General features: G+C 70.4%; 31 protein-coding genes. 19 read left to right on the top strand and 12 right to left on the bottom strand.

Annotated features, from left to right (window positions below; all coding sequences use genetic code 11):
* Nucleotides 1-132: 132 nt before the first annotated feature.
* Entirely contained in the window at nucleotides 133-1,212 is a 1,080-nt protein-coding gene (locus AC1DCG_RS20055) for an MBL fold metallo-hydrolase (RefSeq protein WP_477041625.1), read from the top strand.
* A gap of 6 nt (nucleotides 1,213-1,218) precedes the next feature.
* On the opposite strand, the gene AC1DCG_RS20050 is transcribed toward AC1DCG_RS20055, so the two are convergent.
* Nucleotides 1,219-1,494 carry a hypothetical protein gene (locus AC1DCG_RS20050; RefSeq protein WP_165260879.1) on the bottom strand — a complete coding sequence of 92 codons (276 nt, stop codon included), beginning with the start codon at nucleotides 1,492-1,494 and terminating at the stop codon, nucleotides 1,219-1,221.
* 120 nt (nucleotides 1,495-1,614) lie between these two features.
* Here AC1DCG_RS20050 and AC1DCG_RS20045 point away from each other — a divergent pair, with 120 nt between their 5' ends.
* On the top strand, nucleotides 1,615-2,076 hold the full coding sequence (locus tag AC1DCG_RS20045; RefSeq protein WP_477028456.1) for a MarR family winged helix-turn-helix transcriptional regulator: 462 nt from the start codon (nucleotides 1,615-1,617) through the stop codon (nucleotides 2,074-2,076).
* Nucleotides 2,073-2,843 (top strand): enoyl-CoA hydratase, encoded by a 771-nt coding sequence (locus AC1DCG_RS20040; protein ID WP_477028457.1) that lies wholly within the window; start codon nucleotides 2,073-2,075, stop codon nucleotides 2,841-2,843. The genes AC1DCG_RS20045 and AC1DCG_RS20040 overlap by 4 nt, the downstream gene beginning before the upstream one ends.
* 150 nt (nucleotides 2,844-2,993) lie before the next feature.
* Here AC1DCG_RS20040 and AC1DCG_RS20035 read toward each other — a convergent pair whose 3' ends face one another.
* Both AC1DCG_RS20035 and AC1DCG_RS20030 read right to left on the bottom strand, forming a co-directional pair.
* Nucleotides 2,994-3,908, bottom strand: a complete 915-nt coding sequence (locus AC1DCG_RS20035) for a hypothetical protein (RefSeq protein WP_477028458.1) — start codon at nucleotides 3,906-3,908, stop codon at nucleotides 2,994-2,996.
* A 111-nt stretch (nucleotides 3,909-4,019) separates the two neighbouring features.
* Nucleotides 4,020-4,709, bottom strand: coding sequence for a c-type cytochrome (locus tag AC1DCG_RS20030; RefSeq protein ID WP_477041624.1), 690 nt, complete (start codon nucleotides 4,707-4,709; stop codon nucleotides 4,020-4,022).
* A gap of 169 nt (nucleotides 4,710-4,878) precedes the next feature.
* On the opposite strand from AC1DCG_RS20030, the gene AC1DCG_RS20025 reads away from it, so the two are divergent.
* From AC1DCG_RS20025 to AC1DCG_RS20015, 3 genes are all read left to right on the top strand, one after another.
* Nucleotides 4,879-5,613 (top strand): 3-deoxy-manno-octulosonate cytidylyltransferase, encoded by a 735-nt coding sequence (locus AC1DCG_RS20025; RefSeq protein WP_477028460.1) that lies wholly within the window; start codon nucleotides 4,879-4,881, stop codon nucleotides 5,611-5,613.
* An 8-nt stretch (nucleotides 5,614-5,621) separates the two neighbouring features.
* A complete protein-coding gene (locus AC1DCG_RS20020) occupies nucleotides 5,622-6,470 on the top strand; it encodes a prephenate dehydratase (protein WP_477028461.1) in 849 nt (282 codons plus the stop codon).
* Nucleotides 6,471-6,693: 223 nt separating this feature from the next.
* Nucleotides 6,694-8,103 (top strand): FAD-binding oxidoreductase, encoded by a 1,410-nt coding sequence (locus tag AC1DCG_RS20015; RefSeq protein WP_477028462.1) that lies wholly within the window; start codon nucleotides 6,694-6,696, stop codon nucleotides 8,101-8,103.
* Here the strand turns inward: AC1DCG_RS20015 and AC1DCG_RS20010 are convergent.
* The 5 genes from AC1DCG_RS20010 to AC1DCG_RS19990 all read right to left on the bottom strand — a co-directional run bounded on the left by AC1DCG_RS20010 (nucleotide 8,100) and on the right by AC1DCG_RS19990 (nucleotide 10,639).
* Nucleotides 8,100-8,780 (bottom strand): hypothetical protein, encoded by a 681-nt coding sequence (locus tag AC1DCG_RS20010; protein ID WP_477028463.1) that lies wholly within the window; start codon nucleotides 8,778-8,780, stop codon nucleotides 8,100-8,102. The two genes, AC1DCG_RS20015 and AC1DCG_RS20010, sit on opposite strands and share 4 nt — an antisense overlap.
* A 4-nt stretch (nucleotides 8,781-8,784) precedes the next feature.
* Nucleotides 8,785-9,096, bottom strand: a complete 312-nt coding sequence (locus AC1DCG_RS20005; protein WP_165260849.1) for a hypothetical protein — start codon at nucleotides 9,094-9,096, stop codon at nucleotides 8,785-8,787.
* 46 nt (nucleotides 9,097-9,142) lie between these two features.
* On the bottom strand, nucleotides 9,143-9,649 hold the full coding sequence (locus tag AC1DCG_RS20000; RefSeq protein ID WP_477028464.1) for a hypothetical protein: 507 nt from the start codon (nucleotides 9,647-9,649) through the stop codon (nucleotides 9,143-9,145).
* A 226-nt stretch (nucleotides 9,650-9,875) separates the two neighbouring features.
* Nucleotides 9,876-10,175 carry a transcriptional regulator gene (locus AC1DCG_RS19995; RefSeq protein WP_477037063.1) on the bottom strand — a complete coding sequence of 100 codons (300 nt, stop codon included), beginning with the start codon at nucleotides 10,173-10,175 and terminating at the stop codon, nucleotides 9,876-9,878.
* Entirely contained in the window at nucleotides 10,172-10,639 is a 468-nt protein-coding gene (locus AC1DCG_RS19990) for a hypothetical protein (protein WP_477028466.1), read from the bottom strand. Before AC1DCG_RS19990 ends, AC1DCG_RS19995 begins: the two co-directional genes overlap by 4 nt.
* Nucleotides 10,640-10,818: 179 nt before the next feature.
* Here AC1DCG_RS19990 and AC1DCG_RS19985 point away from each other — a divergent pair, with 179 nt between their 5' ends.
* From AC1DCG_RS19985 to AC1DCG_RS19945, 9 genes are all read left to right on the top strand, one after another.
* Nucleotides 10,819-11,967, top strand: coding sequence for a lipase family protein (locus tag AC1DCG_RS19985; protein WP_477028467.1), 1,149 nt, complete (start codon nucleotides 10,819-10,821; stop codon nucleotides 11,965-11,967).
* Between the two features lie 230 nt (nucleotides 11,968-12,197).
* The gene (locus tag AC1DCG_RS19980) at nucleotides 12,198-12,413 is read left to right on the top strand and encodes a ParD-like family protein (RefSeq protein ID WP_101717213.1); all 216 of its coding nucleotides are present in this window, start codon (nucleotides 12,198-12,200) and stop codon (nucleotides 12,411-12,413) included.
* On the top strand, nucleotides 12,410-13,156 hold the full coding sequence (gene map / locus AC1DCG_RS19975; protein ID WP_477028468.1) for a type I methionyl aminopeptidase: 747 nt from the start codon (nucleotides 12,410-12,412) through the stop codon (nucleotides 13,154-13,156). The genes AC1DCG_RS19980 and map overlap by 4 nt, the downstream gene beginning before the upstream one ends.
* 231 nt (nucleotides 13,157-13,387) lie before the next feature.
* Nucleotides 13,388-14,155: a peroxide stress protein YaaA gene (gene yaaA / locus AC1DCG_RS19970; protein WP_477028469.1), complete on the top strand. Its 768-nt coding sequence runs from the start codon at nucleotides 13,388-13,390 to the stop codon at nucleotides 14,153-14,155.
* Nucleotides 14,156-14,251: 96 nt separating this feature from the next.
* Nucleotides 14,252-15,049 (top strand): 3-hydroxybutyrate dehydrogenase, encoded by a 798-nt coding sequence (locus AC1DCG_RS19965; protein ID WP_101711567.1) that lies wholly within the window; start codon nucleotides 14,252-14,254, stop codon nucleotides 15,047-15,049.
* 90 nt (nucleotides 15,050-15,139) lie between these two features.
* Nucleotides 15,140-16,213 carry a patatin-like phospholipase family protein gene (locus AC1DCG_RS19960; RefSeq protein WP_477028470.1) on the top strand — a complete coding sequence of 358 codons (1,074 nt, stop codon included), beginning with the start codon at nucleotides 15,140-15,142 and terminating at the stop codon, nucleotides 16,211-16,213.
* Nucleotides 16,210-16,641, top strand: a complete 432-nt coding sequence (locus AC1DCG_RS19955; protein ID WP_101717207.1) for an NUDIX hydrolase — start codon at nucleotides 16,210-16,212, stop codon at nucleotides 16,639-16,641. The genes AC1DCG_RS19960 and AC1DCG_RS19955 overlap by 4 nt, the downstream gene beginning before the upstream one ends.
* A gap of 136 nt (nucleotides 16,642-16,777) precedes the next feature.
* The gene (locus AC1DCG_RS19950; RefSeq protein WP_477041623.1) at nucleotides 16,778-18,730 is read left to right on the top strand and encodes an alkaline phosphatase family protein; all 1,953 of its coding nucleotides are present in this window, start codon (nucleotides 16,778-16,780) and stop codon (nucleotides 18,728-18,730) included.
* 136 nt (nucleotides 18,731-18,866) lie between these two features.
* Nucleotides 18,867-19,007 (top strand): hypothetical protein, encoded by a 141-nt coding sequence (locus tag AC1DCG_RS19945; protein ID WP_477028472.1) that lies wholly within the window; start codon nucleotides 18,867-18,869, stop codon nucleotides 19,005-19,007.
* 319 nt (nucleotides 19,008-19,326) lie between these two features.
* On the opposite strand, the gene AC1DCG_RS19940 is transcribed toward AC1DCG_RS19945, so the two are convergent.
* Nucleotides 19,327-20,412 carry a hypothetical protein gene (locus AC1DCG_RS19940; protein WP_477041622.1) on the bottom strand — a complete coding sequence of 362 codons (1,086 nt, stop codon included), beginning with the start codon at nucleotides 20,410-20,412 and terminating at the stop codon, nucleotides 19,327-19,329.
* A gap of 156 nt (nucleotides 20,413-20,568) precedes the next feature.
* Between AC1DCG_RS19940 and AC1DCG_RS19935 the strand changes: the two genes are divergently transcribed.
* A complete protein-coding gene (locus AC1DCG_RS19935) occupies nucleotides 20,569-21,534 on the top strand; it encodes an NAD(P)H-dependent flavin oxidoreductase (protein WP_477028474.1) in 966 nt (321 codons plus the stop codon).
* 25 nt (nucleotides 21,535-21,559) lie between these two features.
* On the opposite strand, the gene AC1DCG_RS19930 is transcribed toward AC1DCG_RS19935, so the two are convergent.
* The 3 genes from AC1DCG_RS19930 to AC1DCG_RS19920 form a co-directional block, all read right to left on the bottom strand.
* On the bottom strand, nucleotides 21,560-21,877 hold the full coding sequence (locus AC1DCG_RS19930; protein WP_477028475.1) for a hypothetical protein: 318 nt from the start codon (nucleotides 21,875-21,877) through the stop codon (nucleotides 21,560-21,562).
* A gap of 192 nt (nucleotides 21,878-22,069) precedes the next feature.
* Nucleotides 22,070-22,564, bottom strand: coding sequence for a L,D-transpeptidase family protein (locus tag AC1DCG_RS19925; protein WP_477028476.1), 495 nt, complete (start codon nucleotides 22,562-22,564; stop codon nucleotides 22,070-22,072).
* Nucleotides 22,561-22,896, bottom strand: a complete 336-nt coding sequence (locus AC1DCG_RS19920; protein ID WP_477028477.1) for a hypothetical protein — start codon at nucleotides 22,894-22,896, stop codon at nucleotides 22,561-22,563. The genes AC1DCG_RS19925 and AC1DCG_RS19920 overlap by 4 nt, the downstream gene beginning before the upstream one ends.
* A 112-nt stretch (nucleotides 22,897-23,008) precedes the next feature.
* Here AC1DCG_RS19920 and AC1DCG_RS19915 point away from each other — a divergent pair, with 112 nt between their 5' ends.
* From AC1DCG_RS19915 to AC1DCG_RS19905, 3 genes are all read left to right on the top strand, one after another.
* The gene (locus tag AC1DCG_RS19915) at nucleotides 23,009-24,025 is read left to right on the top strand and encodes a 2-hydroxyacid dehydrogenase (protein ID WP_477028478.1); all 1,017 of its coding nucleotides are present in this window, start codon (nucleotides 23,009-23,011) and stop codon (nucleotides 24,023-24,025) included.
* A gap of 2 nt (nucleotides 24,026-24,027) precedes the next feature.
* Entirely contained in the window at nucleotides 24,028-24,837 is an 810-nt protein-coding gene (locus tag AC1DCG_RS19910) for a bestrophin-like domain (RefSeq protein WP_477028479.1), read from the top strand.
* Between the two features lie 153 nt (nucleotides 24,838-24,990).
* A partial coding sequence (locus tag AC1DCG_RS19905) for a hypothetical protein (RefSeq protein ID WP_477041621.1) occupies nucleotides 24,991-25,342 on the top strand: 352 nt, incomplete at its 3' end.

The raw sequence follows: 25,342 nt of genomic DNA, 5'->3' as shown, positions 1-25,342 counted from the left end.
GGCGGACTTAAGCCCCCCCTTGCATCGAGGGTCAAGATGTCGTCCGACGGGGGCGCAATCATGGCGCGGCTTGACCATGAAAAATGGGCTGGCGAGACGGCCAGAACGCGCGGCGCGGGGAGTTGAACGACGATGAGCGACGGGTTCGAGGATGCCGGGAGCGACAACGAGGCGCCGCGCCGGCCGCGCCTGACCTATCCGTTCGAGGTCGAACCCGAGCCCGGTTCAGGCCAGGCGGTCGAGGTCGCGCCGGGCGTCCTGTGGCTGCGCCAGCCGCTGGGCGGATCGCTGGGCTTCATCAATGTCTGGGYGCTGGAGGACGGCGAGGGCTGGGCGATCGTCGACACCGGCATGGCCACCAAGGACACCAGCGCCGCCTGGAAGACCGCCTTCGCCGGCGCGCTGGCCGGACGCCCCGTCACCCGGGTCATCGTCACCCACCTGCATCCCGACCATGTGGGCCTGGCCGGCTGGCTGACCCGGCGGTTCGACTGCCGCCTGTGGATGACCCGGCTGGAGTACTTCCAGTGCCGGATGCTGGTGGCCGACACCGGCCGCGAAGCCCCCGAGGACGGCGTGCGGTTCTTCCACGCCGCCGGCTGGGACGACGACGCCGTCGACAACTACAGGACCCGCTTCGGCGGCTTCGGCCGAGCGATCCACGCCCTGCCCGACAGCTATCGGCGGATGAGCGACGGCGAGACCTTCCGCATCGGCGAGCACGACTGGACGGTGGTGACCGGCCAAGGCCACTCGCCCGACCATGCCTGCCTGTGGAGCCCGTCGCTGGGCCTGCTGATCTCGGGCGACCAGGTGCTGCCCAGGATATCGTCCAACGTCTCGGTGTTTCCCACCGAGCCCGACGCCGACCCGCTGGCCGACTGGCTGACCTCGCTGGCCAAGGTCAAGGCGGCCGTGCCCGACGAGGTGCTGGTGCTGCCGGCCCACAACGCGCCGTTCCGCGGCCTGCACGCCCGCATCGACCAGCTGATCGCCGGCCACGAGCGGGGGCTCTCGCGGCTGCTGGGCAAGCTTGAGGAGCCGCGCCGGGCGGTCGACACGTTCGGGGCGCTGTTCGCCCGGCCGATCGGCCCGGACCTTTTGGGCATGGCCACCGGCGAGGCCCTGGCCCATCTCAACTGCCTGATCGCCCGCGGCCAGGCCGTGCGCGAGGTCGATGAGACGGGCGTGGCCTGGTACCGGGCCGGCTAGCCCGGATCAGGCCGCCTTCTTGGGCAGGTAGACGACGCGGCAATCGCCGTCGATCGTGGTGTAGCGGCCGTTGGCCGCGTCGACGAACGAGATGCGGCCGGTGTCGCCGTACGAGACCTTGCCCGTCGATCGCCCCTTGAAGACCTCGGTCCCGTAGCTCCAGCAGGTGACATCCGCCGGCAGGTCGCTCCAGGTGGCGTCGTTGCGGGCGCGCCGGCTGTCGGTGCAGGCCGAAGAGGCCAGGACGCCGAGCGCGGCGAGGCAGAGAAGTGCGGTTTTCATGGGCGCACCCTTCCATGAGCCGGCGGCGGCCGAAAGCGGAAGTTGAGCGCCCGGCGGAGGCCTGCGTCGATCACCGAAACATCCGTTTGATATTTCGCACGCGAAGCATATAGTCGGCGCATGTCGACGCCGCCCCCGCCCGCCCTGGACAAACGCTTCGTCTTCCTGCTCGCCGCCGGCCACCGGCGCGTGCAGCGCTGGATCGAGGCCAAGCTGGCGACCGAGGGAAACGGCCTGACCTCGGCGCAGTCGGGGGTGCTGTTCTATCTGGGCGGCGCCGACGGGGCGCTGATCGGCGAGGCGGCCGAGGCCCTGGACCTGGCCCCCTCGGCCATGACCGGCCTCGTCGACCGCATGACCCGCGCGGGCCTGGTCGAACGCCGGCCCGATCCCAAGGACGGCCGGGCCCTGCGCCTGCACCTGACCGACCACGGCCGCGCGGCGCGCGAGGAGGCCAAGGCCGGCCTCGCGCACCTCAACGCCCACCTCACCGAGGGCTTCACGGACGACGAGATCGCCGTGGTCGCCCGCTGGCTTTCGAGCCTGCAGACCAAGTTCCCCAAAGGAGACGCTCCCCAATGACCGAGCACGTGAAGACCAGCCTCGAGGCCGGCGTGCTGACCATCACCCTGTCGCGTCCCGAAAAGAAGAACGCGCTCAGCAACGCCATGTACGGCGCCCTGGCCGACGCCCTGGAAGGGGCCGAGACCAATCCCGAGATCCGGGTGGTGGTGTTCCAGGCCGACGGCGACAGCTTCAGCGCTGGCAACGACCTCGGCGACTTCGTGGCCCAGGCCACCGGCGCCTTCACCGAGGAGCGCCACGTGTGGCGGTTCCTCAAGGCCCTGGCCAACGCCACCCGCCCGCTGGTCGCCGCCGTCCACGGCCAGGCCGTCGGCGTGGGCACGACCATGCTGCTGCACTGCGACCTGGTGTTCGTCGCGCCCGACGCGCGCCTGACCGTGCCGTTCGTCAACCTGGCCCTGGCCCCCGAGGCCGCGTCGAGCTGGCTGCTGCCGGCCCGCATCGGCCACGCCCGCGCCTACGCCATGTTCGCCCTGGGCGAGGCGGTGGACGGGACGACGGCCGCCGCCTGGGGCCTGGCCAACGCCGTGGTTCCCGCTGACGAACTGCGCGCCAAGGCCCGCACCGCCGCCGACCAGCTGGCCAAGCGTCCGCTGGGCGCCCTGACCGTCACCAAGGGCCTGATGCGCGACGCCGAGGCCATCGCCGCCCTGATGGACAAGGAAGGCGCCCTGTTCGCCGAGCGCCTGCAGACCGCCGAGGCCCGCGAAGCCTTCATGGCCTTCGCCGAGCGCCGCGCGCCCGACTTCAGCAAGGCGGGGTGATTGCCAAAGAACCTCCCCCTATGGGGGAGGTGTCGCCAAAGGCGACGGAGGGGGGCCGTTTTCAGCTTCCGCTGAGTGGGCTGGCTTCGTGAATACTCCCCCCACCGATCGCTAACGCGATCGCCTCCCCCATAGGGGGAGGTTCCTTGTTCAGACCTTCCCCGACAACCACCGCAGCACGTTCAGCAGGAACGCCTTGTTCTGCGAGGCGGTCGGGGCGTTGAAGCCCATCTTGCGGCCCTGCGGCCCGGCGAGCTGGGCGGTGAACATCGCCGCCTCGCCCATGGCCACGACCCGGCCCTTGCCTGCCGGCAAGGCCGCGCCGCGCAGCAGGCCCTCGCCGTCGTGGCGGGGGGTCTTGTCGTCGAACACCCAGGCCTTCTGCGGCATGGCCACGCTCCAGCCGCCGCGCAGCACCAGCAGCGGCTGGGCCTGCGGCGGGGCGCGGAACGACGAGCCGGTGAAGCTCTGCACCCGGTCGATCCCGCGCGTGATCGGATGGTCCAGCAGCGAACCGTCGGCGCGCTGGAAGAACTCGGGCCCGCCGCCGGTCTTCTGGGCGAAGCCGTTGTCGAAATCGAAGCCGAAGGCCTTGGCCAGGGGCTCGGCCCCGCCGGGGAACGGCATGTGGTCGGCGATCAGCAGCAGGGCGCCGCCGGCCTCGACCCAGGCCTTAACGGCGGCGGCTTCTTCGGGGGTGTAGGCGCCGGGATTGGGCAGGCTCCAGTCGCCGACGTTCACGGCCGCCAGCGGATTGGCCACGACCAGCAGGTCGACATCGGCCAGGCTCTGCGCCGACAGCGGGCCGGTCAGGCCCGAGACCCGGTAGCCGTCGGCCCGGGCCACAGCCGCGAACGGCGCGAAACGGCCGTCCACCGTGTGGAAGTTGTTGTGCCCGCCGTCGATGGCCAGGCGTGGGCCCCGGCCCTGCGGGTAGGCCGGCTTGGCGACGGAGGTGTCGACATCAGGGTCGGGCGCCTGCTGGCGGGCCTGGGCGAGCCCGCCCGGCAAGGCGCCGAGCAGGGGGACGCAGGCGGCGGAAAGCAGGAACTGTCGACGACGCATGACGCGGATCCCCCGGGAACTTCGCGGGCGAGCCTATCGCGCGTCGGGACAAAGAAAAGGCCGCGGAGCGCAAGCCCCGCGGCCTTCTCGTTTCGATCGTTCGGCCAGACCCTAGTGCGTGGCCGGGGCCGGAGCAGCGGCAGCCGGAGCAGCGCCGGCGGCCGGAGCCGGGGCGGCGCCTTCGGCCGGGGCCGCGCCTTCAGCGGCCGGAGCCGCAGCCGCGTCGGCGGCCGGAGCGGCCKCGGCGGCGGGCTTGGGCGCCGGCACCGGCAGGGTCGAGCCCAGGCTGTGCAGGTAGGCGATGATGGCGATGCGGTCTTCCTGCTTCTTCAGGCCCGCGAAGGTCATCTTGGTGCCCGAGATGTACTTGCCCGGGGCCTTCAGGAACTGGTCGACGTGGTCGTAGTCCCACACCGGGTTCTTGCCGCCGAAGTCGGTCATCGAGCCCGAATAGCCGAAGCCCGGGTGCGTGCCCGGCTTCTTGCCCAGGGTGCCGAAGAGGTTGGGACCGGTGCCGTTGGGGCCGCCCGAGGTGAAGGTGTGGCACGAAGCGCACTTGGCCGAGACGGCCTTGCCGGCCTCGATGTTGGCCGGCAGCAGCAGCACCGAACCCCAGTCGGGCGGAACCTCGGCGGCCGCGGCGCCTTCGCCGCCGGTGTCTTCCTGGACGGCGATCGCGTAGCCGGGCTTTTCGACTTCGTGCTTCTTGAAGACGATGTCGGACGCCTCGCGCAGACCGAAGATGACCAGACCGGTCAGAAGCACGCCGCCGAAAATCTTGTTGAACGTAAGGTCGCTCATCTCAGCCTTGTCAGCCTCTTTATAGACCCGTCTTGCGTGGACGGAGCCGATTTATGAGCGCGGGTCCCCCCATGGTCTCCCCACGCGCGTGTTGCGCTCCGGTCTCTGACACGCTACCGCCCCGTGCGCAACCCGGGCGAACCGCGTTTCGCCTTCCAGACGTGACACCATGAACCCGATCGTCCTCATCCCCGCCCGCATGGCGGCCACCCGCCTGCCCAACAAGCCGCTGGCCGATATCGGCGGCCTGCCGATGATCGTGCGCGTGCTGCGTCAGGCGCAGGCCGCCGGCATCGGCCCGGTGGCCGTGGCGGCCGGCGATCCCGAAATCGTCGCGGCGGTGGAAGCCGCCGGCGGCCGCGCCGTGCTCACCGATCCCGCTCTGCCCTCGGGCTCGGACCGCATCCTGGCGGCCCTGGCCGTGCTGGATCCTGACGGCGCGCACGACGTGATCATCAACCTGCAGGGCGACATGCCGTTCGTCGACCCGGCCGTGCTGTCGGCCTGCGCCGGCCAGCTGGCCGACCACGCCGACGCCGACATCGCCACCGTGGTCGCGCCGGAGGCGTCGAGCGCCGACCGCGCCAACCCCGACGTGGTCAAGGCCGTGCTGGCCATGGACGCCGGAGGCCAAAGCGGCCGCGCCCTCTACTTCACCCGCTCGACCCTCTATGGCGACGCGCCCGTCTGGCGCCACATCGGCATCTACGGCTATCGCCGCGCCGCCCTGGAAGCCTTCAACGCCGCCGCGCCCTCAGCCCTGGAGCAGCGCGAGAAGCTGGAGCAGCTGCGGGCCATGGAACTGGGCCTGACCATCCGCGCGGCGGTGGCGGACGAGGCCCCGATCTCCGTCGACAATCCGTCCGACCTGCAGGCCGCCCGCGACCACGCCGAAAAGAACTGAAGACCGCTATGAGCACCCTCAAGACCATCGCCTTCCAGGGCGAACTCGGCGCCAACAGCCACGAGGCGTGCCGCACCTACTTCCCCGACCACGAGGTCCTGCCCTGCGCCACCTTCGAGGAGGCGTTCGAGGCCATCAAGACCGGCGCGGCCCAGCTGGGCATGATCCCGATCGAGAACTCGATCGCCGGCCGCGTCGCCGACGTGCACCACCTGCTGCCGGCGTCGGGCCTCAAGATCATCGGCGAGCGCTTCAAGCCGATCCGCTTCCAGCTGATGGCCAACAAGGGCGTCGGCCTCGACAGCGTGAAGACCGCCGTCTCGATGCCGATCGCGCTTTCCCAGTGCCGCCATAGCCTCAAGCGCCTGGGCCTCGCCACCGAGGGCGCGGGCGACACCGCCGGCGCGGCCAAGGCCCTGGCGGCCAAGCCCGACCCGACCCGCGCCGCCGTCGCCCCCGCCCTGGCCGCCGAGATCTACGACCTCGACATCCTGGCGCGCGACATCGAGGACGAGCGCCACAACACCACCCGCTTCCTGGTGATGACCGCCGACCCCGCCCCGCCGGCCCCGTCGTTCACCCACCGCTGCGTGACCAGCTTCGTGTTCCGCGTGCGCAACCTGCCGGCCGCGCTCTACAAGGCGCTGGGCGGCTTCGCCACCAACGGCGTCAACATGACCAAGCTGGAAAGCTACATGGAGAACGGCGCCTTCACGGCCACCTTCTTCTACGCCGAGGTCGACGGCCGCCCCGAAGACCGCAGCCTGGCGCTGGCCTTCGACGAGCTGAAGTTCTTCTCCGAGCGCTTCGAGATCCTGGGCGTCTATCCAGCCGACCCGTTCCGCGACGGGAAGTAGGGCGAGAAGGGGCCCCTATCACCCCCGTCATTCCCGCCCTTGTGGCGGGAACCCCTCTGTCGGCGGCAAGGGCGGATGGGGCGGCGTGCTAAGCACGTCGCTGGCGCTTCACGTGCGAGCGGGACCAGGGTTTCCCGCCACAAGGGCGGGAATGACGGGAGGATGGGTGCGGAGCTCATAGCCCTCCTTCACCCCTCCTCCGTTCCGCCCTATCCTGGCGGCCATGACCAAGCCCGTTCCCGCCGATGTCGTCTCGCGCCTGAAGTCCGTGCTGGGCGAAGGCGGATGGAGCCAGGATCCCGAGCGGCTGGCGCCCAAGCTGGTCGAATGGCGCGGGCGCTGGAAGGGCGAGACGCCGCTGCTGGTCACCCCGCGCACCACCGCCGAGGTCGCCGCCGTCGTGGGGATCTGCGCGGCGCAGGGCGTGGCGATCACCCCGCAGGGCGGCAACACCGGCCTGGTGGCCGGCCAGATCCCGCAGGGCGAGATCCTGCTGTCGACCGAGAAGCTGCGCGCCGTGCGCGACGTCGACGCCCTGGACGACGTGATGGTGCTGGAGGCGGGCGTCACCCTGTACGAGGCCCACCAGCAGGCCGCCGCCGTCGGCCGTCGCTTCACGGTCGGCGTGGCCTCGGAAGGCTCGTGCACCATCGGCGGCCTGATCTCGACCAACGCCGGCGGCACGGCCGTTCTGCGCTACGGCATGATGCGAGAGCAGGTGCTGGGGATCGAGGCCGTGCTGCCGAGCGGCGAGATCTGGAACGGCCTGAAGCGCCTGCGCAAGGACAACACCGGCTACGACCTCAAGCAGCTCTTGATCGGGGCCGAGGGCACGCTGGGGATCGTCACCGCCGCGGCGTTGAAGCTGCACGCGCCGCTGGCCTCGCGCGCCGTGGCGATCGTGGGGCTGTCCTCGCCCGCCGACGCCATCCAGCTGCTCGCCCGCGCCAAGGACGAGACCGGCGGCGCGGTCGAGGCCTTCGAGCTGATGGGCCGGCTTGGCTTCGCCCTGACCGTCAGGAACGTGCCGGGCCTGCGCGATCCTCTGCCCACGGAGCATCCCTGGTACGTGCTGATCGAGATCGCCAGCGGCGAGCCCGGCGCGGCCGAGGCGGCGCTGGAACGCCTGCTGGCCGGCGCCCTGGAGAGCGGCCTGATCGCCGACGCGGCCGTGGCCCAGACGCAGACCCAGATGAAGGCCTTCTGGCACATCCGCGAGGGTCATTCCGCCGGCCAGAAGCCGGAGGGCGCGGTGTGGAAGCACGACGTGTCGGTGCCGGTCTCCAAGATCCCCGACTTCATCGGCCAGGCCGACGCGGCCATCGCCAGGGCCTTCCCCGGAACCCGCATCGTCGCCTTCGGCCATGTGGGCGACGGCAACGTCCACTACGACGTGCTCAAGCCCCAGGGCGGCGACGACGACGCCCATGACGCGGCCCGCGAGGCCGGCGCCCACATCGTCCACGACATCGCCGCGGGCTTCCACGGCTCGATCAGCGCCGAGCACGGCCTGGGCGCGATGAAGTCGGCCGAGGCCCTGGCCTACAAGGATCCGGTGGAAGTGGCCGCCCTGCGCGCCATCCGCGCCGCGCTGGATCCGCAGCGGATCATGAACCCGCGGGTGCTGTTCTAGGCCTGCGCCAGGCGCCCGAACCACGCACGCAGACGCATCCACGGCGAGCGCCGGATCGGCAGCGGCGGCGGGCGATAGGGCGGCTCGGCCAGGACCGCGGTCAGCCACGCCGAGACATCGGCCCAGGGGCCGCTCCGGGCGGGCGCGCCCCCTTTGCCGCGACCGATCACCTGGCCATCTGGCAGCATGAAATAGCCGACCTGACCCGTGTAGCTGACGTTGCACGAGGCGAAGAGCACGGCTTCCGGATCGGCCTCCTCGTACTCGTATCGCCAATAGACGCCGCTGCCGAGATCGAGCGGCGCGCGGCCCGACCGCGTCAGCAGCGGCGGATCCTGGATCATCGACAGGGGCGCGCCGTAGAGACACAACTGGAACAGCTCCGCGCCGTTCAGGTGACCCAGAAGCTCGGCCAAGGCGGCCGGAAGCGGGACTTCGTGCAGGGCCTGATAGGCCTCGATAGCCGACGCCGACAGCCCGGGATAGAGCACCACGTCATAGGCCTCCGATCCCCGGTCCGGTTGATGCCCGGCCAGCAGGGCGCCGCCCTCGTCCTCCCAGGCGCCGCCTTGCGCAGCCGCCTTCGCGGCGTCGACGGCAGCCGCCAGGAAAGGCGGAAGGCGCGAGAGGCGAGCCTCGACGTCCTCGACCGCCAGAGGCCTTTTCGCCCACCCCATGCGTTCAGGCTTCGCTCGCCGCCTTGGCCTTGCGGCGAGCGAAGTAGACGGCGATCAGCGACAGCACCGCGCCGGCCGGGAAGGTCGACTTCAGGAAACCGCCGGCCTGGCCCGGGCCCAGGATGTTGACCGCGAAGGGCACGAAGCCCCACTGGCCGGTGGACGGCTGCATCCAGAAGGCGCCGACGCCCACGAAGCACAGCACGGCCCAGATCAGCCGCAGCTTCAGGGCCCTGGTGCGGGCCACGAAATAGAGGGCCACGATCATCGGCAGCGGCCAGGCCAGGGCGGCTGCGAGGGCGAGGGTCTCGTTCATCCCGCCTTCCTAGCGAGCGTCGCGCGAAAGGAAAGGGCGGTTCGCCTCACGGCCTGGCGCTCACCCGCTGGAGGTCGCGTTCGCGGAAGGTCGCAAGGCGCTCGTAGTGCAGACTGCAAAGCTCGCCGCCGAGACCGACCAGCATCCGCACCCGCGTCTGGCGGGGCTCGTCATGCCAGATCGCCACGCGGAAGATCACGTCGTCCAAGGCCATGAGGGGCTGGCCGTATCGGTCGAGCATGGCCTGGACCAGCTTGGGGCAGACGCTCGCGCCCTTCCCGCTCTTGACCGCATCGACCGAGACCTGCTCCAGGCCCGCGGGCCCGTAATAGAGCTTGGCGCGCCCCTTCAGGCCGTTCACCGCGTGGGGCCCGCTGCTCAGGGCCCGGCCAACATCCAGCGTGTCGCCGAACCGCAAGGCCTTCAGCTCGGGCATGGCGGCCTGCGCCTGCTCGGGCGTCATGCCCCATTCGGTGGCTTCCCAGCCGGCGAAGGCCGCCCCGGGCGCGAGACCCAGGACGAAGGCGAAGACGAGAGCGAGGACCGGGCGCATGGGAAAACTCCGTTCGCCCAGCAAAACCCAAACCTGCAAAGCTTGGCAATACACCTTGGGACATTCAGCCGACCTGGCCATGTTCACCGAGCTCCCCCGCGAAGGCGGGGGCCCAAGCCGCCTTTCCAGGGCCGGCGGGGCCGCGGGCGACCCGCAGGCGCCGCTTGGGTCCCCGCCTTCGCGGGGAAGAACGGGGCTAGGGAAGGCGCCTGTCGGGTGACAACACTCAGGCCTCCGGCACGCCCGCCATCATCGCCTTCAGCGCCGCCAGGTGGCCCTTCAGCGCCTTGCGGCCGGCGCTCGTCAGCGAGGCCCAGGTGCGCACCCGGCCGTCGGACGGCGTCTTGGCCACCTTCAGGTAGCCGGCCTCCTCCAGCGTCCTGATGTGCTTGGAGAGCACCGACTCCGAGACGTCCAGCGCCTCGCGCAGGGTCGCGAAATCGATGGTGTCGACGCCGGCCAGCATGCAGCAGATCTGCAGGCGGTTGGGGGCGTGGATCACCGGGTCGAGGGCGGCCGCGCTCACAGGGCCGCGCCGTCGCGCAGGTCGCGGCGGAACGCGGCTTCCCAGACGAAGCCGCCGATGGTGACCACCACCGCGGCGAAGGCGCCGAACACGAACGGCGCGGCCGTCATATGGTGCGCACGCACCAGCCAGGCCGGGGCCAGGACCGACAGGCCCATCAGCACCGCCAGGCCGACGGCGACCCAGCGGGTGCGGCCGGCGCGATAGCCGCTGACCCACAGGCCGGTGTGGCGCTTGTAGGCCCGGACCAGCAGCGCCAGGCCGACCACGAACACCAGGTAGAAGCCGATCATCAGCGGGGCCGACTGGCCCTGCACGGCCACCAGACCGCCCATCAGCACCCCGAGGACGGGGTGGTACCAGACCGGCGCGCGGGCGCGGCGCGCCAGGTCGGCATTGGCGGCCTCGACCTCGGCCAGCATGCGCGCGGCCTGGGCGGGGTCGATCGACGGGGCGGGGCCCATGGGCGTTTCCTTGCTTTCCATGTTGGAAAGCTAGACTCGACTTTCCATGTCGGCAAGTGAAAACTTTCCACTATGGAAAGTCGCTGTGAAGCCGCGGCCGATGTGCGGGCGATCACATCCGCAAGTTGAAGACGTGCTAGCCTCCCCGCGACGTCCACGCCCAGCCATGCGAGGCGACCATGCCGCAGACCTCCGCGACCGCCCTGACCCTGCAGCAGCAGGCCTTCTGCCTGTCCTGGCTGTCGAACGCCGCTTCGGACAAGGTCGACACCCTGGCCAACCTGGAAGCCCATGTGCGCCAGGCGGTCCAGGCCTTCCTGGCCGACAACGCCGGCAGGATCGCCGACTGGTCGATCGCCTGGGGGCCGGTCGCGTCCAGCCACGAGGGATCCGACCCGACCGCGCTCTACTACGCCGACAACATGCTGTACGCGGCCAGCGCCACGGTGGCCGGCGCGCCCTGCCTGGTGGTGGCCATGGCCGGCACCAACGAGGACGACGCCTACGACTGGCTGGCCGAGGACTTCTCGATCGTCCGCCAGGTGGACTGGCCCTACGGCAATGGCGGCTTCGACGGCGCGGCCTCGCCCAAGATCTCGCACGCCACGGCGACCGGGATCGCCGCCCTGCTGGCCCTGAGCGATCCGGCGTCCGGCGGGATCGCGGCCTTCGTCACCGGCTGGACCAAGGCCAATCCCGGCGGGACGGTGATCTTCACCGGCCACAGCCTGGGCGGCGCCCTGTCGCCCAGCCTGGCCATGGCCGCGATCGGCAAGAACGGCGGCCCCTTCGCCGACACCACGGTGCTGACCCTGCCCAGCGCCGGGCCCACGCCGGGCAACCCCGACTTCGCCGCGCTCTACGCCAGCTTCTTCCCCGCGCCCGCCGCGGGGTCGGCCGACGGCGGGCCGGTCCCGTTCAACACCGACCTGGTCAACGCCCACGACATCGTGCCAACGGCCTGGAACGACGTGAAGCTGACGGGCTTCTTCACCAACACCGGCGACATCGCCTTCAAGCTGGCGATGGACGCCCTGCTGGCGTCGCTGGACGGCCTGGCCCACGGCCTGATCGGCTTCAACACCTACCAGCCGATCGCCCACCAGACCTTCGCGGCCGATCCGCCCGACGTCGACTACGACAGCCTGCAGGGCTATTTCGGCCTGATCGTCGCCAACCACCTGGCGGCCTATCCCACCTATGTCGGCGTCGACGACGCGCTGACCGACACCACCGCGGCGATGACCCGCGCCACGCTGCGCCAGGTGCAGACCCACGCCAAGCGCCTGACGGCGGCGGCCAAGGCGCAGACCCCGCCGGCGAGCTGACGCTCGACCCTCAAGCGCTCGCGACACGTTTCACCGAGCATCCCCGCGAAGGCGGGGATCCAAGCGGCGCTTGCGATCTGGAGCCGCCTGGCCTCCTCCTGAACGTCTGCTTGGGTCCCCGCCTTCGCGGGGAAGTACGGATCTGGCGTTGCGCACGCGGCCCGCCCTTGCCCCCGGCCCCCGCCAGACCATATAAGACATATACGAAACGTATATTCGAAAGCGAGACCATGGGCATCGTCAACATCGAGGACGAGCTGCACGAGCAGTTGCGCCGCGCCAGCAAGGCCTCGTACCGGTCGATCAACGGCCAGGCGGCGTTCTGGATCAGGATCGGCATGCTCAGCGAGCTCAATCCCGGCCTGACCTTCCAGGAACTGGTGGCCCGCGAGCTGAAGGAGGCCGGCGTCGACGCCCCCGACCTGCCGGCGACCACCAGCGCATGACCATCGACAACGAGGACCAGCTGGACAAGCTGCGGACGGTCGGGGCCCTGGTGGCCCGCACGCTGACGGCCATGGGGGCTGCGCTGGAGCCGGGCATGACCACCCGCGAGCTGGACGACATCGGCCGCGCGCTGCTGGAGACCGAGGGCGCCCGCTCGGCGCCGGAGCTGACCTACGACTTCCCCGGCGCGACCTGCATCTCGGTGGGGCCCGACTGCGCCCACGGCATCCCCGGCGACACGGTGATCAAGGCCGGCGACCTGATCAACATCGACGTCTCGGCCGAACTGGACGGCTTCTTCGGCGACACCGGCGCCAGCTTCTCCGTGCCGCCGACCACCAAGCGCATCGAGCGCCTGTGCCGCGACGGCCGGCGGGCGATGTGGGCCGGCATCCGCGCCGTCCGGCCGGGCGGCCGACTGAACGAGATCGGCCGCTCGATCGAGGCCTTCGCCGACAAGAACGGCTACAGCCTGGTGCGCAACCTGGCCAGCCACGGGGTCGGCCGTTCGCTGCACGACGCGCCCAAGGAGATCCCCACCTGGCACGAACCGCGCGACCGCCGGGTGATCACCGAGGGCCTGGTCTTCACCATCGAGCCGTTCCTGTCGCTGGGCGCCGACTGGGTCGAGGAGCTGGACGACGGCTGGACGCTGCGCCCGCCGGGCCGTGAGGCCACGGTGCAGTACGAGCACACCCTGGTGGCGACGCGGAACGGACCGCTGGTGCTGACGCTGGCTTGAACAGGCCCGGGCAACTTGCCCGCATAGCTTCTCTTGCCCCGTAAATTCCCCGCGAAGGCGGGGACCCAAGCTGACTTTCAGGATCGACCAGATACCGCGCCGAGAACCGCGGCCTCGGCTTGGATCCCCGCCTTCGCGGGGATGCTCGGAGGAAAAGCGATCGACCTTAAGGGTCGGCTCCTCCGTCCCCACCGCTGGCGAAGCGGGACCAAAGCCTCTATCTGCACCCCCATGCTGATGGTCATCTCGCCCGCCAAGTCGCTAGACTTCACCGCCCCGGATCAGGTCCTGCCCCTGACCACCCCGGCCCTGAAGCCGCAGATCGCGGAACTGGCCAAGGTCACCCGCAAGCTGACGGCCGCCGACCTGCGCCGCCTGATGCACATCTCCGAGAAGCTGGCCGACCTGAATCGCGAACGCTTTCAGCACTTCGACCCCGAGGTCGAAGACGGGCTGCAGGCCGTGATAGCCTTCAACGGCGACGTCTATGCGGGCCTGGCCGCGCGCGAGCTGGACCGTCCGGCTCTGGAGTGGGCGCAAGGAAGCCTTCGCATCCTGTCGGGCCTGTACGGCGTGCTGCGGCCGCTGGACGCCTTGCAGCCCTATCGCCTGGAAATGGGCACGCGCCTGAAGACCAAGCGCGGCGCCAACCTCTATGACTTCTGGGGCGAGACCATCGCCAAGACCCTCAACGAGGCCGCCGCCGACCACGCCGACCCGACGCTGGTGAACCTGGCCAGCCAGGAATATTTCGGCGCCGTCGACGCCAAGGCGCTGAAGCTGCCGGTCGTCACCTGCCACTTCAAGGAAGAGAAGGCCGGGGCGCTGAAGGTGCTGGGCTTCTACGCCAAGAAGGCGCGCGGCCGGATGGCCCGCTACGCCATCGAGGGCCGCGTCGAGAAGGCCGAGGCGCTGAAGGCCTTCGACCTCGACGGCTACCGCTTCCGCCCCGACCTCTCGACGGAGGCCGACTGGGTTTTCGCTCGCCCGCAGCCCTAATTTCATCTATCGGTGAATTTATAAGCGCTCGCTCTTCGCGATAGCGAGCTATATGCTGCAATGCAGCAAGTCGGGCAGGACAGCAGGAGCGCGCCGATGGCCGTGGATTTCGGGTTGCAGGGTCAAGTCGCCATCGTCACGGGCTCGACCAGCGGCATCGGGCACGCGCTCGCCGACGCCATGGCCGCCCAGGGCGTCAACATCGTGCTCAACGGCCTGGGCGAGATGAACGCCATCGAGCGCACCCGCGCCGAGATGGCCGAAAAGCACGGCGTCGAGGTGCTGTACCACGGCGCCGACATGACCAAGCCGGTCGAGATCGCCGACATGGTGCGCGCCGCCAAAGCCGAGTTCGGCGAGCTGGACATCCTGGTCAACAACGCCGGCGTCCAGCACGTGGCCCCGGTCGACGAGTTCCCCGACGACAAGTGGGACCTGATCATCGCCATCAACCTGTCGTCGGCGTTCCACGCCGCCAAGGCGGCGATCCCGATCATGAAGGAGCAGGGCCGCGGGCGGATCGTCAACATCGCCTCGGCCCACGGCCTGGTCGCCTCGCCCTACAAGTCGGCCTATGTCGCCGCCAAGCACGGCATCCTGGGCCTGACCAAGACCATCGCGCTGGAAGTGGCCCAGCAGGGGATCACCTGCAACGCCATCTGCCCCGGCTTCGTGAAGACCCCGCTGGTCGAGGCCCAGATCGCCGACCAGGCCAAGGCCCGCGGCATCAGCGAAGAAGCGGTGATGAAGGACGTGATCCTGGCCGCCCAGCCCACCAAGCAGTTCGTCACCGTCGAGCAGTTGGCCGGCCAGCTACTCTACCTGGTCAGCGACCTAGGCGCCTCGGCCAACGGCGCGGCGTTCACCGTCGACGGCGGCTGGACCGCCCAGTAGCCTTCACTCCGCTCAATCCCCGCCTTCGCGGGGAAGCTCGGACCATGGGGGGATCCTGAGCTTCGATCGCTCTCGGAAAGAGGCCGCCCCATGCCCATCGCGCCGCTGAGGAAGAAGCCCAAGGGTCCGCGCCCGATCAGTCTGGCGCTGCAGGGCGGCGGCGCCCACGGCGCCTTCGAGTGGGGGGTCATCGACCGCCTGCTGGAGGAGGAGGGCCTGGAGATCCAGGCCATCACCGCCGCCTCGGCCGGGGCCATGAACGCAGTGGCCTACACCTCGGGCCTGATCGCCGGCGGCCGCGACGGCGCCAGGGCCGCGCTCGACGACTTCTGGAAGCAGGTCAACCGCAAGGGCGGCCGCAACGTCTTCGGCGACACCAGCATCTGGACCAGCGCCTTCGGGGGCGCCTTCGAGGGCGCGACCGACTGGATCAAGAACACGCCGGGCTGGCGGATGGCCGAGACCCTGGCCCTGTCGCTCAGCCCCTACGAGTTCAACCCGTTCAACCTGAACCCGCTGCACGACATCCTCGAGGAGGCGATCGACTTTTCCGCCCTGCGCGAGCGCTCGCCGGTCAAGCTCTACATCGCCGCCACGGCGGTGCGCACCAGCAAGGCCAAGGTGTTCCGCGAGAGCGAGCTGACCGCCCGCCACGTGATGGCCAGCGCCTGCCTGCCGCAGGTGTTCCAGGCGGTCGAGATCGACGGCGAGCCCTACTGGGACGGCGGTTTCCTGGCCAACCCGCCGCTTTGGCCGCTGTTCTACGACCAGACGCCGGACGACATCCTGCTGGTCAGCCTCAACCCCTTCGTCCGCGACGAAACGCCCAGGAGCCCGGGCGAGATCATGGACCGCCTGAACGAGATCACGTTCAACGCGGCGTTGTCCTCGGAGCTTCGCGCCATCGGCTTCGTGCAGAAGCTGCTCGACGAAGGCCTCTTGAAAGACAATGCCCGGGGGCGCTATCGGCGCATGCTCGTTCACGCCATCAAGGCCGACGGGCCGCTGGCCGACCTGTCGCTGGCGTCCAAGTTCAATACCGAGTGGAGCTTTCTGACCGACCTCAAGGCCCGTGGGCGCAAGGCGGCGGAAGACTGGCTCGGCGAGTGCATGTCCCAGGTGGGCGAGCGCTCGACTGTCGATTTGAAGTCTGGTTTCGCATGATTACCCCCGCCCCGACCCCCTCCCCCACCGCCGGCGTCATCTGCCTGCGGGGGCATGAGGTGCTGCTGATCAAGCGCGGCACGCCGCCTCGCCTTGGCCAATGGAGCCTGCCGGGCGGGCGCATCGAGTTCGGCGAGACGGCCGAGGCCGCGGCCCTGCGCGAACTGCGCGAGGAGACGGGCGTCGAGGCCAGGCTGCTGGGCCTGATCGACGTGGTCGACGGCGTCTTCACCTCGCGCGAGACCGGCGAGACCACCCGCCACTTCGTGATGTTCGACTACGCCGCCGAATGGACCGGCGGCGAGCCCCACGCCGGCGACGACGCCGCCGACGCCCGCTTCTTCACGCGCGAAGAGGCCATGGCGGCCGTGGAATGGGACCTGACCCGCCAGGTGATCGCCCAGACCTACGACCTGTTCCGGCGCTAGCAACGGCTCGGACCAGCACAAGTAATAATCGCACAAAGAAAGATTCTATTTAAGGTTGCAGCGACCGCCTGTTGGGCCTGATGCTTTGCCTGCCTGGCCACGCCACGACGGCGACCGGCCGCAAGGGGAGGCATCGATGTCCACGCAACGCTCCTGCCAGATCTCCGTCCAGAGCCTGATCGGCGACTCGGCCATCATCACGCTGTGGCACAAGAACTCCGACTACGGTGTGACCAGCCAGACCTGGGAGGTCCCGGCCGACGGCACGTGCGGCCCGATGACCGTGCGCTTCAACACCGGCCTGGGCTCGCTGACCGTTCAGGACTACTGGGCCGTCAAGGTGGTGGTCCAGGGCGGTTCGGCCCAGGGCGTGTTCCACAGCGTCGGCTCGGGCAACTGGACCGAGTGCCAGTTGCAGTCGCCGGACGCGGGCCAGTCGATCGTCTTCAAGGTCGACACCAGCAGCCTGCAGATCACCMTGCCCTCGGGCGGCACGAGCACGCAGATGCAGCTGACCTCGCCCCTGGCCCAGGTCGACAACGTCTTCGTGCTGATGCTGGAGAACCACTCGTTCGACAACATCTTCGCCTTCTCGGGCATTCCTGGCATCGTCGGCTCGTCGAGCCAGAACATGAACGCGTACAATGGCGTCCAGTACTTCTGCGCCGCGCCGGCCCCGACGGCCATGCCCACCGATCCAGGGCACGAGTTCGCCGACACCTACGAGCAGCTGTGCGGCGAGGGGGCGGTGCATTCGCCCTGGTCGAGCTATGGATCGCCCACGGCGACCGGTTTCGTGGCCAACTACGCCACCAGCCTCAGCGAGTTGAAGGACCACAACCCCGCCTACCTGCCGACGCCGAACGAATACGGCGACATCATGCTGTGCTTCGACACGCCCAATCAGCTGCCGGTGATCTACCAGCTGGCCACCGAGTTCGCGGTCTGCGACCGCTGGTGGTCGTCGCTGCCTGGGCCCACCTGGCCCAACCGCTTCTTCGTGCACGGCGCCTCGTCGGCGGGCTGGGCGGACTCGCCGGGCGACACCGACATCGCCAAGTGGGAAACGGTGAGCGGCTTCACCTATCCCAGCGGCGCCTCGATCTATGACCGGCTGGGCGACGCCCGGATGAACTGGCGGATCTATGTCGACGAGGACGGCGACACCCTTGGCGGCATTCCCCAGGTGTCGTCGCTGAAGGGCATAACCTACAAGATCGACACCGAGTCCTTCTCGGACTTCGCCGGCGACCTGCTGGGCCCCTACCCCTATCCCTACACCTTCATCGAGCCGAACTACGGCGACATCGCCGGCGGCACCTATGTGGGCGGCTCCTCGCAGCACCCGATGGACTCGATGGCCAGGGGCGAGGCCCTGATCAAGGCGACTTACGAGGCGATCCGCGCCTCGCCGGGCTGGGAGCGCAGCCTGCTGATCGTCACCTATGACGAGCACGGCGGCTTCCATGACGCCGTCCCGCCCTACGGCGCCACCCCGCCGAACGACGGCTCGCCCCGGGACCTGTCGATCAACTCCGGCGGCTTCCTGTTCGACCAGTACGGGGTGCGGGTGCCGGCCGTGATCGTCTCGCCGCTGATCCCGCAGGCCTCGGTGAGCCATACGCAGTACGACCACGCCTCGGTGGCGGCCACGCTGGAGGCCCTGTGGGGCCTGCCGTACATGACCGCCCGCGACCAGCACGCCAACACCGTGCTGCCGCTGCTGTCGCTGGGATCTCCGCGCACGGACTGCCCGCTGACGCTGAACAGTCCCGCGCCCCAGGCCCTGGCGGCCGCCGTGACCCCCGCGCCGATGACGGCCGAGGTCGCCGCCCAGCCCCTGCCCTCCAGCGGCAACACCATCGGCTTCCTGCATATCATGGCCAAGACCGACCTGGCCCTGGCCAACGGCGATCCCGCCGCCGGTGCGGCCATCCAGGCCCGGGTGGCGGCGATCAAGACCCGGGGCGAGGCCGCGGCCTACTTCGCCGAGGTCACCGCCAAGGCGGCCGCGGCCCGGGCCGCCCTCGATGCGGCGAAGACCTCGGCCGCGACCGCCGCCACGTCCAAGCCGCTCGAACCAGCCTGATTTCTGGACCCGAAAGTCCATAATAAGGCATTGAAATTTATACACTTGTCGAACCGAAGCTTCGGTGAGACGCTTTCCTCGTGATCGGCAGCCTCGACGTCAGAGCGCGGCGCCGGTTCACGAGGAAACGAGAGAGATGACCCCGCAAGACATCGCGGGCCTGGCCCCGCCGCGCGGACTTCTGGCGATGATCGCGCTGATGCTGTCGGCCATGGCCGCCTGCTTCTGGACCCCGGAAATGGATCCCGAACACATCCTCGACGACGAGCGCCGATAGAGCCTGGTTCGGATCGGCGCTCAACCGCTCTGACCCTCTGCTACCGAGCTTCCACGCCTTCGCGGGGAAGGACGGATTTGGGGACGAGCATCGAGTGACTGTCCACCGACCCTAGGGTCTGCACTCAATTGGCGTGCAAAGAAACGTGTCTTCCCGGCCGGAGGAGCGCGCCAGCGATCCGTAGAGCCGGGATCTCCCACGTCGGCAGGTTCTGAACTGTGGGAGATCTCGGCGCTCCGCTGCGCTGCGGCCGAGATGACAACCGCTATAAGCTATTGAAACAGATAGCCCATTGCCCTCGGTCAATTGAGCACCGACCCTAGGGCCGGTAGTTTCCCCAGCCCCAGCAGCCGGGACGCGGCGTTCCGGCCAGCCCCTCGGCGTCGACGCACAGCAGGCCCGCGTCCGGCCCCGCGCCGCCGGGCGGCGAGATCCAGGCCACCACCCCGTTCTCCACCCCAACCAGGGCCGCGTCGCGCTTGTCCGACAGGTTGCGGCTCTTCCAACCGCCAAGGTCGACGGTCAGCACGCCATAGCCCGGCCGCGTCGAGGCGTGCCAGCGCAAGCCGTCCCGCCGCGCGAAGACCTTGGGATCCTGCGGCAGGCGCTGGCCGACGGCGAGGCCGGCCAGCGTCTGCGCGCCCTGCTCGCGCGCTCGCGCCCGATCGCGGTTCATGACCGGCAGCTTCACGGCGAACGGCAGCAGGGCCAGGCCCTGCATGTCGCTCTCGTCCAGGGGCCGACGGCGGGCCGGGCGTGCGATCGCCGGTCGCGGCGGCGGCGGCGCGCAGTCGACCGACAGCCGCTCGGGCGCCGGCAGGCGGGCCGCCTCCCAGCGCGCCAGAAAGCCCGCGCCGTCCTCCAGCGGCAGTTGGCCGAAGCCAGCCAGGAACGGCCCGGCCCGCCGCTGCCGGACCCAGCGCTCATAGGCCTTGCGCTGGGCCATCGGCGGGGCGGGCGCCCTGGCGCGTTCACGCGCCGGCCGCAGCACCGCCACAAGCCGCCCGTCGCGGAACGCCAGCACCGGATCGCCGATCGTCAGGTCCCTGAGCTCGGAGGCCAGGCGCGAGCGGCAGACCGGCGCCTCGGGGCCTCGCGCCTCGTCGCCATAGGTGCGCCAGACCGCCTGCCGGCGCAGCGCCCCGGGATCGGCGACCAGCTCGTCGAGGGTGAAATAGACGTCCGCACCGCCGTCGCCGGCGACCTCGAAGCCACGCGGCAGCGGCGTCCGGGCCGGCGCGCCGGTCAGCCTGGCGCGAACCTCGACCGGCGTCAGGCCGATCAGGTCGCCGACGGCCGCCTCGCCCGCCCGCGCGCCGTCAACCGCCAGGAGGGCCAGCGCCGCGGCAAGTCCGATCCTCACGCCCATGCCGGCCTCCCAGGTCCAACCCTGGGAGGAGAGCACGCCCAGGTCTCGCCCGCCATGAAAAAGCGAGTGAACAATCACACTCGACCTTTGCGCATGCCCTCGCGGAAGGATTGCCGCCGTCCCGACGAGGCGCACACTCGCCGGAGGGTCCCGCCCGAGGGCCGTTGCGAACGACAAGAGAGGGAGACCGCCATGGCCCTGCGAACGCCGCTGTGCGACCTGCTGCACGTCGACCATCCGATCCTGCTGGCCGGCATGGGCGGGGTGTCCTACGCGCCCCTGGCCGCGGCGGTTTCGGCCGCGGGCGGCTATGGCGTGCTAGGCATGGCCGGAACCTCGCCGGACTTCATCCGCCGACAGATGCGTCAGGTCCGCGCCCTGACCGACAAACCGTTCGGCGTCGACCTGCTGGCCGCCACGCCCGACGCCCTGACCGCCAGCGTCGAGGTGATCATCGAGGAAGGCGCCAGCGCCTTCGTCGCCGGGCTGGGCGTGCCCATGCCGATCATCGCCCGGCTGCACGCGGCCGGGCTGAAGGTGATGGTGGTCTGCGGCACGGTGCGCCATGCGCAGAAGGCGCGCGACGCCGGCTGCGACGCGGTGATCTGCCAGGGCGGCGAGGGCGGCGGCCATACGGGCCTGGTCGGCACCCTGCCGCTGGTCGCCCAGGCGGTCGAGGCCGTCGACATCCCGGTGATCGCGGCCGGCGGCCTGCACGACGGGCGAGGCCTGGCCGCCGCCCTGGCGCTGGGCGCCCAGGGCGTGTGGATGGGCACCCGCTTCATCGCCAGCCACGAGGCCCACGCCGGCGAGGTCTATCGCCAGGCCGTGCTGGACGCCCGCGACGAAGACACCGTGCGCACCCGCTGCTACTCGGGCAAGCCGATGCGGGTGCGCGCCAACCCCTATGTCGACGACTGGGAGACGCGGACCGGCGAGATCCAGCCCTTCCCGCTGCAGGCCATGGCCAGCGTCCAGGCCGGGGTGCTGGGCGGCATCGGCGGCCAGACCGAGGGCCTGGACCCGGACCGCTCGTGCCTGGCCATGGGCCAGAGCGCCGGCGGGATCCGCCAGGTGCTGCCGGCCGGCGAAATCGTCGCGGGCCTGGTCGCCGAGGCCGAAACCGCCATCCGCCGCAGCGCGGCGCTGGTGGCTTGAGGGGGCTCCCTTCAGCTTCTGCGCTCTACCGCCCCGACGACAGCACCGTCAGATGCTTGCCGGTGGTGTCCGGCGCCAGCGGCGACTGGGTGACCAGGATCGTCGTGCCGGGAACGATCACCTTGCGCACCGCCGTGCGGAAGCCGTCGGGCATCCGGGTCTTGGCCATCAAGCCCTGGTCGAGCGGCCGGTCGGCCTCGTCCTCGTGGCCGGGCGCGCCGACATAGGCCCAGCGCGGCGCGCCGTCCTCGACGCCCGTGCAGACCAGCACGTGGGTCTGGAAGTCCTCGTCGGGGAAGACGACGCCCGCGCGGCCGATCTCGACGCCGTTGCGCAGCACCACGGCCCGGTGGTCGCTGCGCGAGGCGATGATGGTGACGGGGCCGGCCGGGGAGGCTTCCGGCGCCCAGCGCCAGTCCTCGCCGTAGGGCGGCGGTTCGCCCCCCCCCTTCGAAGCCGGCGTTCATCGGCATGCCCAGCACCCCGGCCGCCTGCGGCATGGCGGCGGGGGGCTCGCCGGCCTTGCCGACCACGATCACCGTGCCGCCCATCGGCGCGATGCCGAACAGCAGCTTGGCGAAGCCCATCGGCAGGTGCACGCAGCCGTGGCTTTCCGGATAGCCGGCAGGCCGCCGGCGTGCAGCGCCACCCCGTCCCAGGTCAGCCGCTGCTGAAAGGGCATGGGGGCGCTGTTGTAGAGGCTGGACCGGTGGTTGGCGTCCTTCTGCAGGATCGTGAACACCCCCGTCGGCGTCTCGTGGCCTTCCTTGCCGCTCGACACCGTCGAGACGGCGATGCGCACGCCGTTGCGATAGACCGTGGCCAGCTGCCGCGACAGGTCGACATGCACCACGACCGGTCCCTTCGGCGCGATCTGCGGGGCCCACACCCACTGGCCGGGCTTGAGCGTCTCGCCCGTGCGGGCCAGCTCCACCGCCGAGCTGGCCTTGGCGCCCTGAGCCAGGGCCGCGCCGGGCGCGATCATCCCGGCGGCCAGGACGAGGGAAAAAGCGCGACGCGAAGGGATCATTTGGCGGCGATGGTCAGGGTGTAGCTGGCGGTTTCGTTGCGGCGCGCGGCGTTGCGCATCAGGTAGACCTGCACGGTGTAGTCGCCGCTGGACGGGATCTTCACCGCCGCGCTGCTTCCCGAGGTCGAACCGACGAACATCGCCGCATCGGCGCCCGGGGCGGCGATGTTGAAGTAGCTGGAGGCGTTGCTGGTCTTGAGGTCGACCTTCAGGGTCTGGCCGGCGGCGACCCCGACCTTGTAGTTCACGGACGCATAGCCCTTGATCGAGCCCTTGATCGTCTTGGACGAGGTTCCCTTGGCGAAATGCACCGTCTCGGTGCGGGCGAGCATGTCGATCTCCAGGGCGGGGAAGGTCTCGAAGCGAGGATAGGTTGAGCCCCGGGCTAGGCGCAATCGCACGAACCACCGATAGTCGCCGCGTATCGCAGTCTGGAGCATCCCCGTGCGCGTCGCCGTGTTTTCGACCAAGGCCTACGACCGTCGTTTCCTCGATCGGGCCAATGCCGGCGGCGGCCACGCCATCGACTATTTCGAGGCCCGGCTGGACGCGACCACCGCCGCCCTGGCGGCCGGCTACCCGGCGGTCTGCGTGTTCGTCAACGACCGGCTGGACGCGGCGGCGCTGAGGATCCTGGCGGCGGGCGGCACGCGGGCGATCGCCCTGCGCTGCGCCGGCTACAACAATGTCGACCTGGCCGAAGCCGAGCGGCTGTCGATCATCGTGGTGCGGGTGCCGGCCTATTCGCCCGAGGCGGTGGCCGAGTTCACCGTCGGCCTGCTGCTGGCGCTGGACCGCAACATCGCCCGCACCTGGGGCCGGGTGCGCGAGAACAACTTCGCCCTCGACGGGCTGATGGGCCGCAACCTGTCGGGGCGCACCATGGGGGTGGTCGGCACGGGCCGGATCGGGGCCCTGGTGGCCCGGAGCCTGAGGCTGGGCTTCAACTGCCGGGTGCTGGCCAGCGACGTGGCCCAGGATCCCGAACTGGTCGCCATCGGGGTGGAGTATGTCGACCGCCAGACCCTGCTGCGGCAGGCCGACGTCGTCACCCTGCACTGCCCGCTGACGCCCGACACCCGCTACCTGATCGACGCGGCCGCCATCGCCGCCGCCCGCGACGGCCTGACCATCGTCAATACCAGCCGCGGCGCGCTGATCGAAACCGCCGCCCTGATCGAGGGCCTGAAGAGCCGCAAGATCGGCGGGGTGGCGCTGGACGTCTACGAGCAGGAGGCGGACCTGTTCTTCGAGGACCTGTCGAACGAGATCGTCCAGGACGACGTCTTCCAGCGCCTGCTGACCTTTCCCAACGTGCTGATCACCGGCCACCAGGCCTTTCTCACCGAGGAGGCGCTGTCGGCCATCGCGCAGACCACCCTGGCCAGCCTTGACGAGATCGAGGCGGGCCGGCCGCCGATCAACGCCGTCACCGCCGGACAGGTGCGGCCGTCGCGATGAGCATGGACCGCTTTCTCAACGAGACCTCGCTGACGATCATCGCCGCGACGCTGTTCGCCCTGCTGGTGCTGGCGCGGGAAGGCGCGTCCAGGCTGGCGCGGCGACTGTCGGGCGAGCGGCACGTGGTCAGCGAGTCCGGCTACGTGCTGTCGGGGGTGCTGGGCCTGCTGGCCCTCTTGATCGCCTTCACCTTCGGCCTGGCGCTGGATCGCTACGAGACCCGCTACAACCTGCTGGTGGCCGAGGCCGCCGCCCTCAACACCGCCGACATGCGGGTGCGGCTGCTCGACCAGCCGGCGTCCGGGCGCCTGGTCGAGCTGGTGCGCGCCTATGCCGAGGTGCGCCTGGCCTATGGCGAGGCCGACGCCGCTCGCAAGCCGCCCTTCGCCGAGCAGTCGGCGCGGCTGCGCAAGGAGATCCAGGGCGAGACGCTGCGCGCGGCCCGCAACGTCCGCGACCGCCCCTTCGCGCCGCTGGTGGTGCAGGGCGTCAACGACGCCCTGGCCGTCGGGGTCGAGCGCGAGGCGGCCCACAACGCGCCCCTGCCCACGACGGTGATCATGGTGCTGGTGGTCTACGCCGTCGTGGTGGCCGCCGTGCTCGGCTACACCCTGCCCGCCCCGCACCACCAGCATCGCCTGGTGTCGGGCCTGCTGTTCCTGCTGCTGACCCTGGCCCTGACGCTGATCCTGGACCTGGACCGGGCCCGCAGCGGCTCGATCCGCATCGACCAGGGGCCGATGCAGCGCCTGGTGCGGTCGCTGGAGCACGCCCCGCCGCCCGCCCAGCATGTCGTGGCCCAGCCGCATTGAACCGGCCCCGCCGCCCTTGACGGTTTCGCGCAAAATCGTGCGCTTGCGCCGAACCATGGGTTGAAGCTGGGCCGGTTTGGGTCTTTGCTGGCGTTCCCACCCGGCCACGGCCGGCGCGATGACGTCCTTCCTCCCGTTCCCCAGGAGCCGCCAATGGACCGCCGCAAGCTTCTTTCCTTCGGCCTGCTGGCCGTCCTGCCCGGCCTGGCGCACGCCCAGGGCCACGGCAACCATGGCCCCGGCGGCCAGGGTCCCGGACAGGGCGGCTCCGGCGGCCAGGGCCCCGGACGCCCCGGACAGGGCTCGGGTCCCGGCTCGGGCGGCGGACGCCCTCCGGGGCAAGGCTCCGGGCAAGGACCTGGTCAGGGCCCCGGCCACGGTCCCGGACATCCCGGCGGCGGCTCGCCGTCCCGTCCGCCGACCACGCGCCCCCCGTCCACGCGCCCCCCGTCGGGCCAGCGCCCGCCCAGCCGCCCGCGTCCCACCCCGCCGATGGGTCCGCACC

This window comes from Caulobacter sp. 10L414 (genome assembly GCF_056395525.1).
The sequence above is the reverse complement of the archived record's forward strand: the minus strand, read 5'-3'. Positions and strand labels throughout refer to the sequence as shown.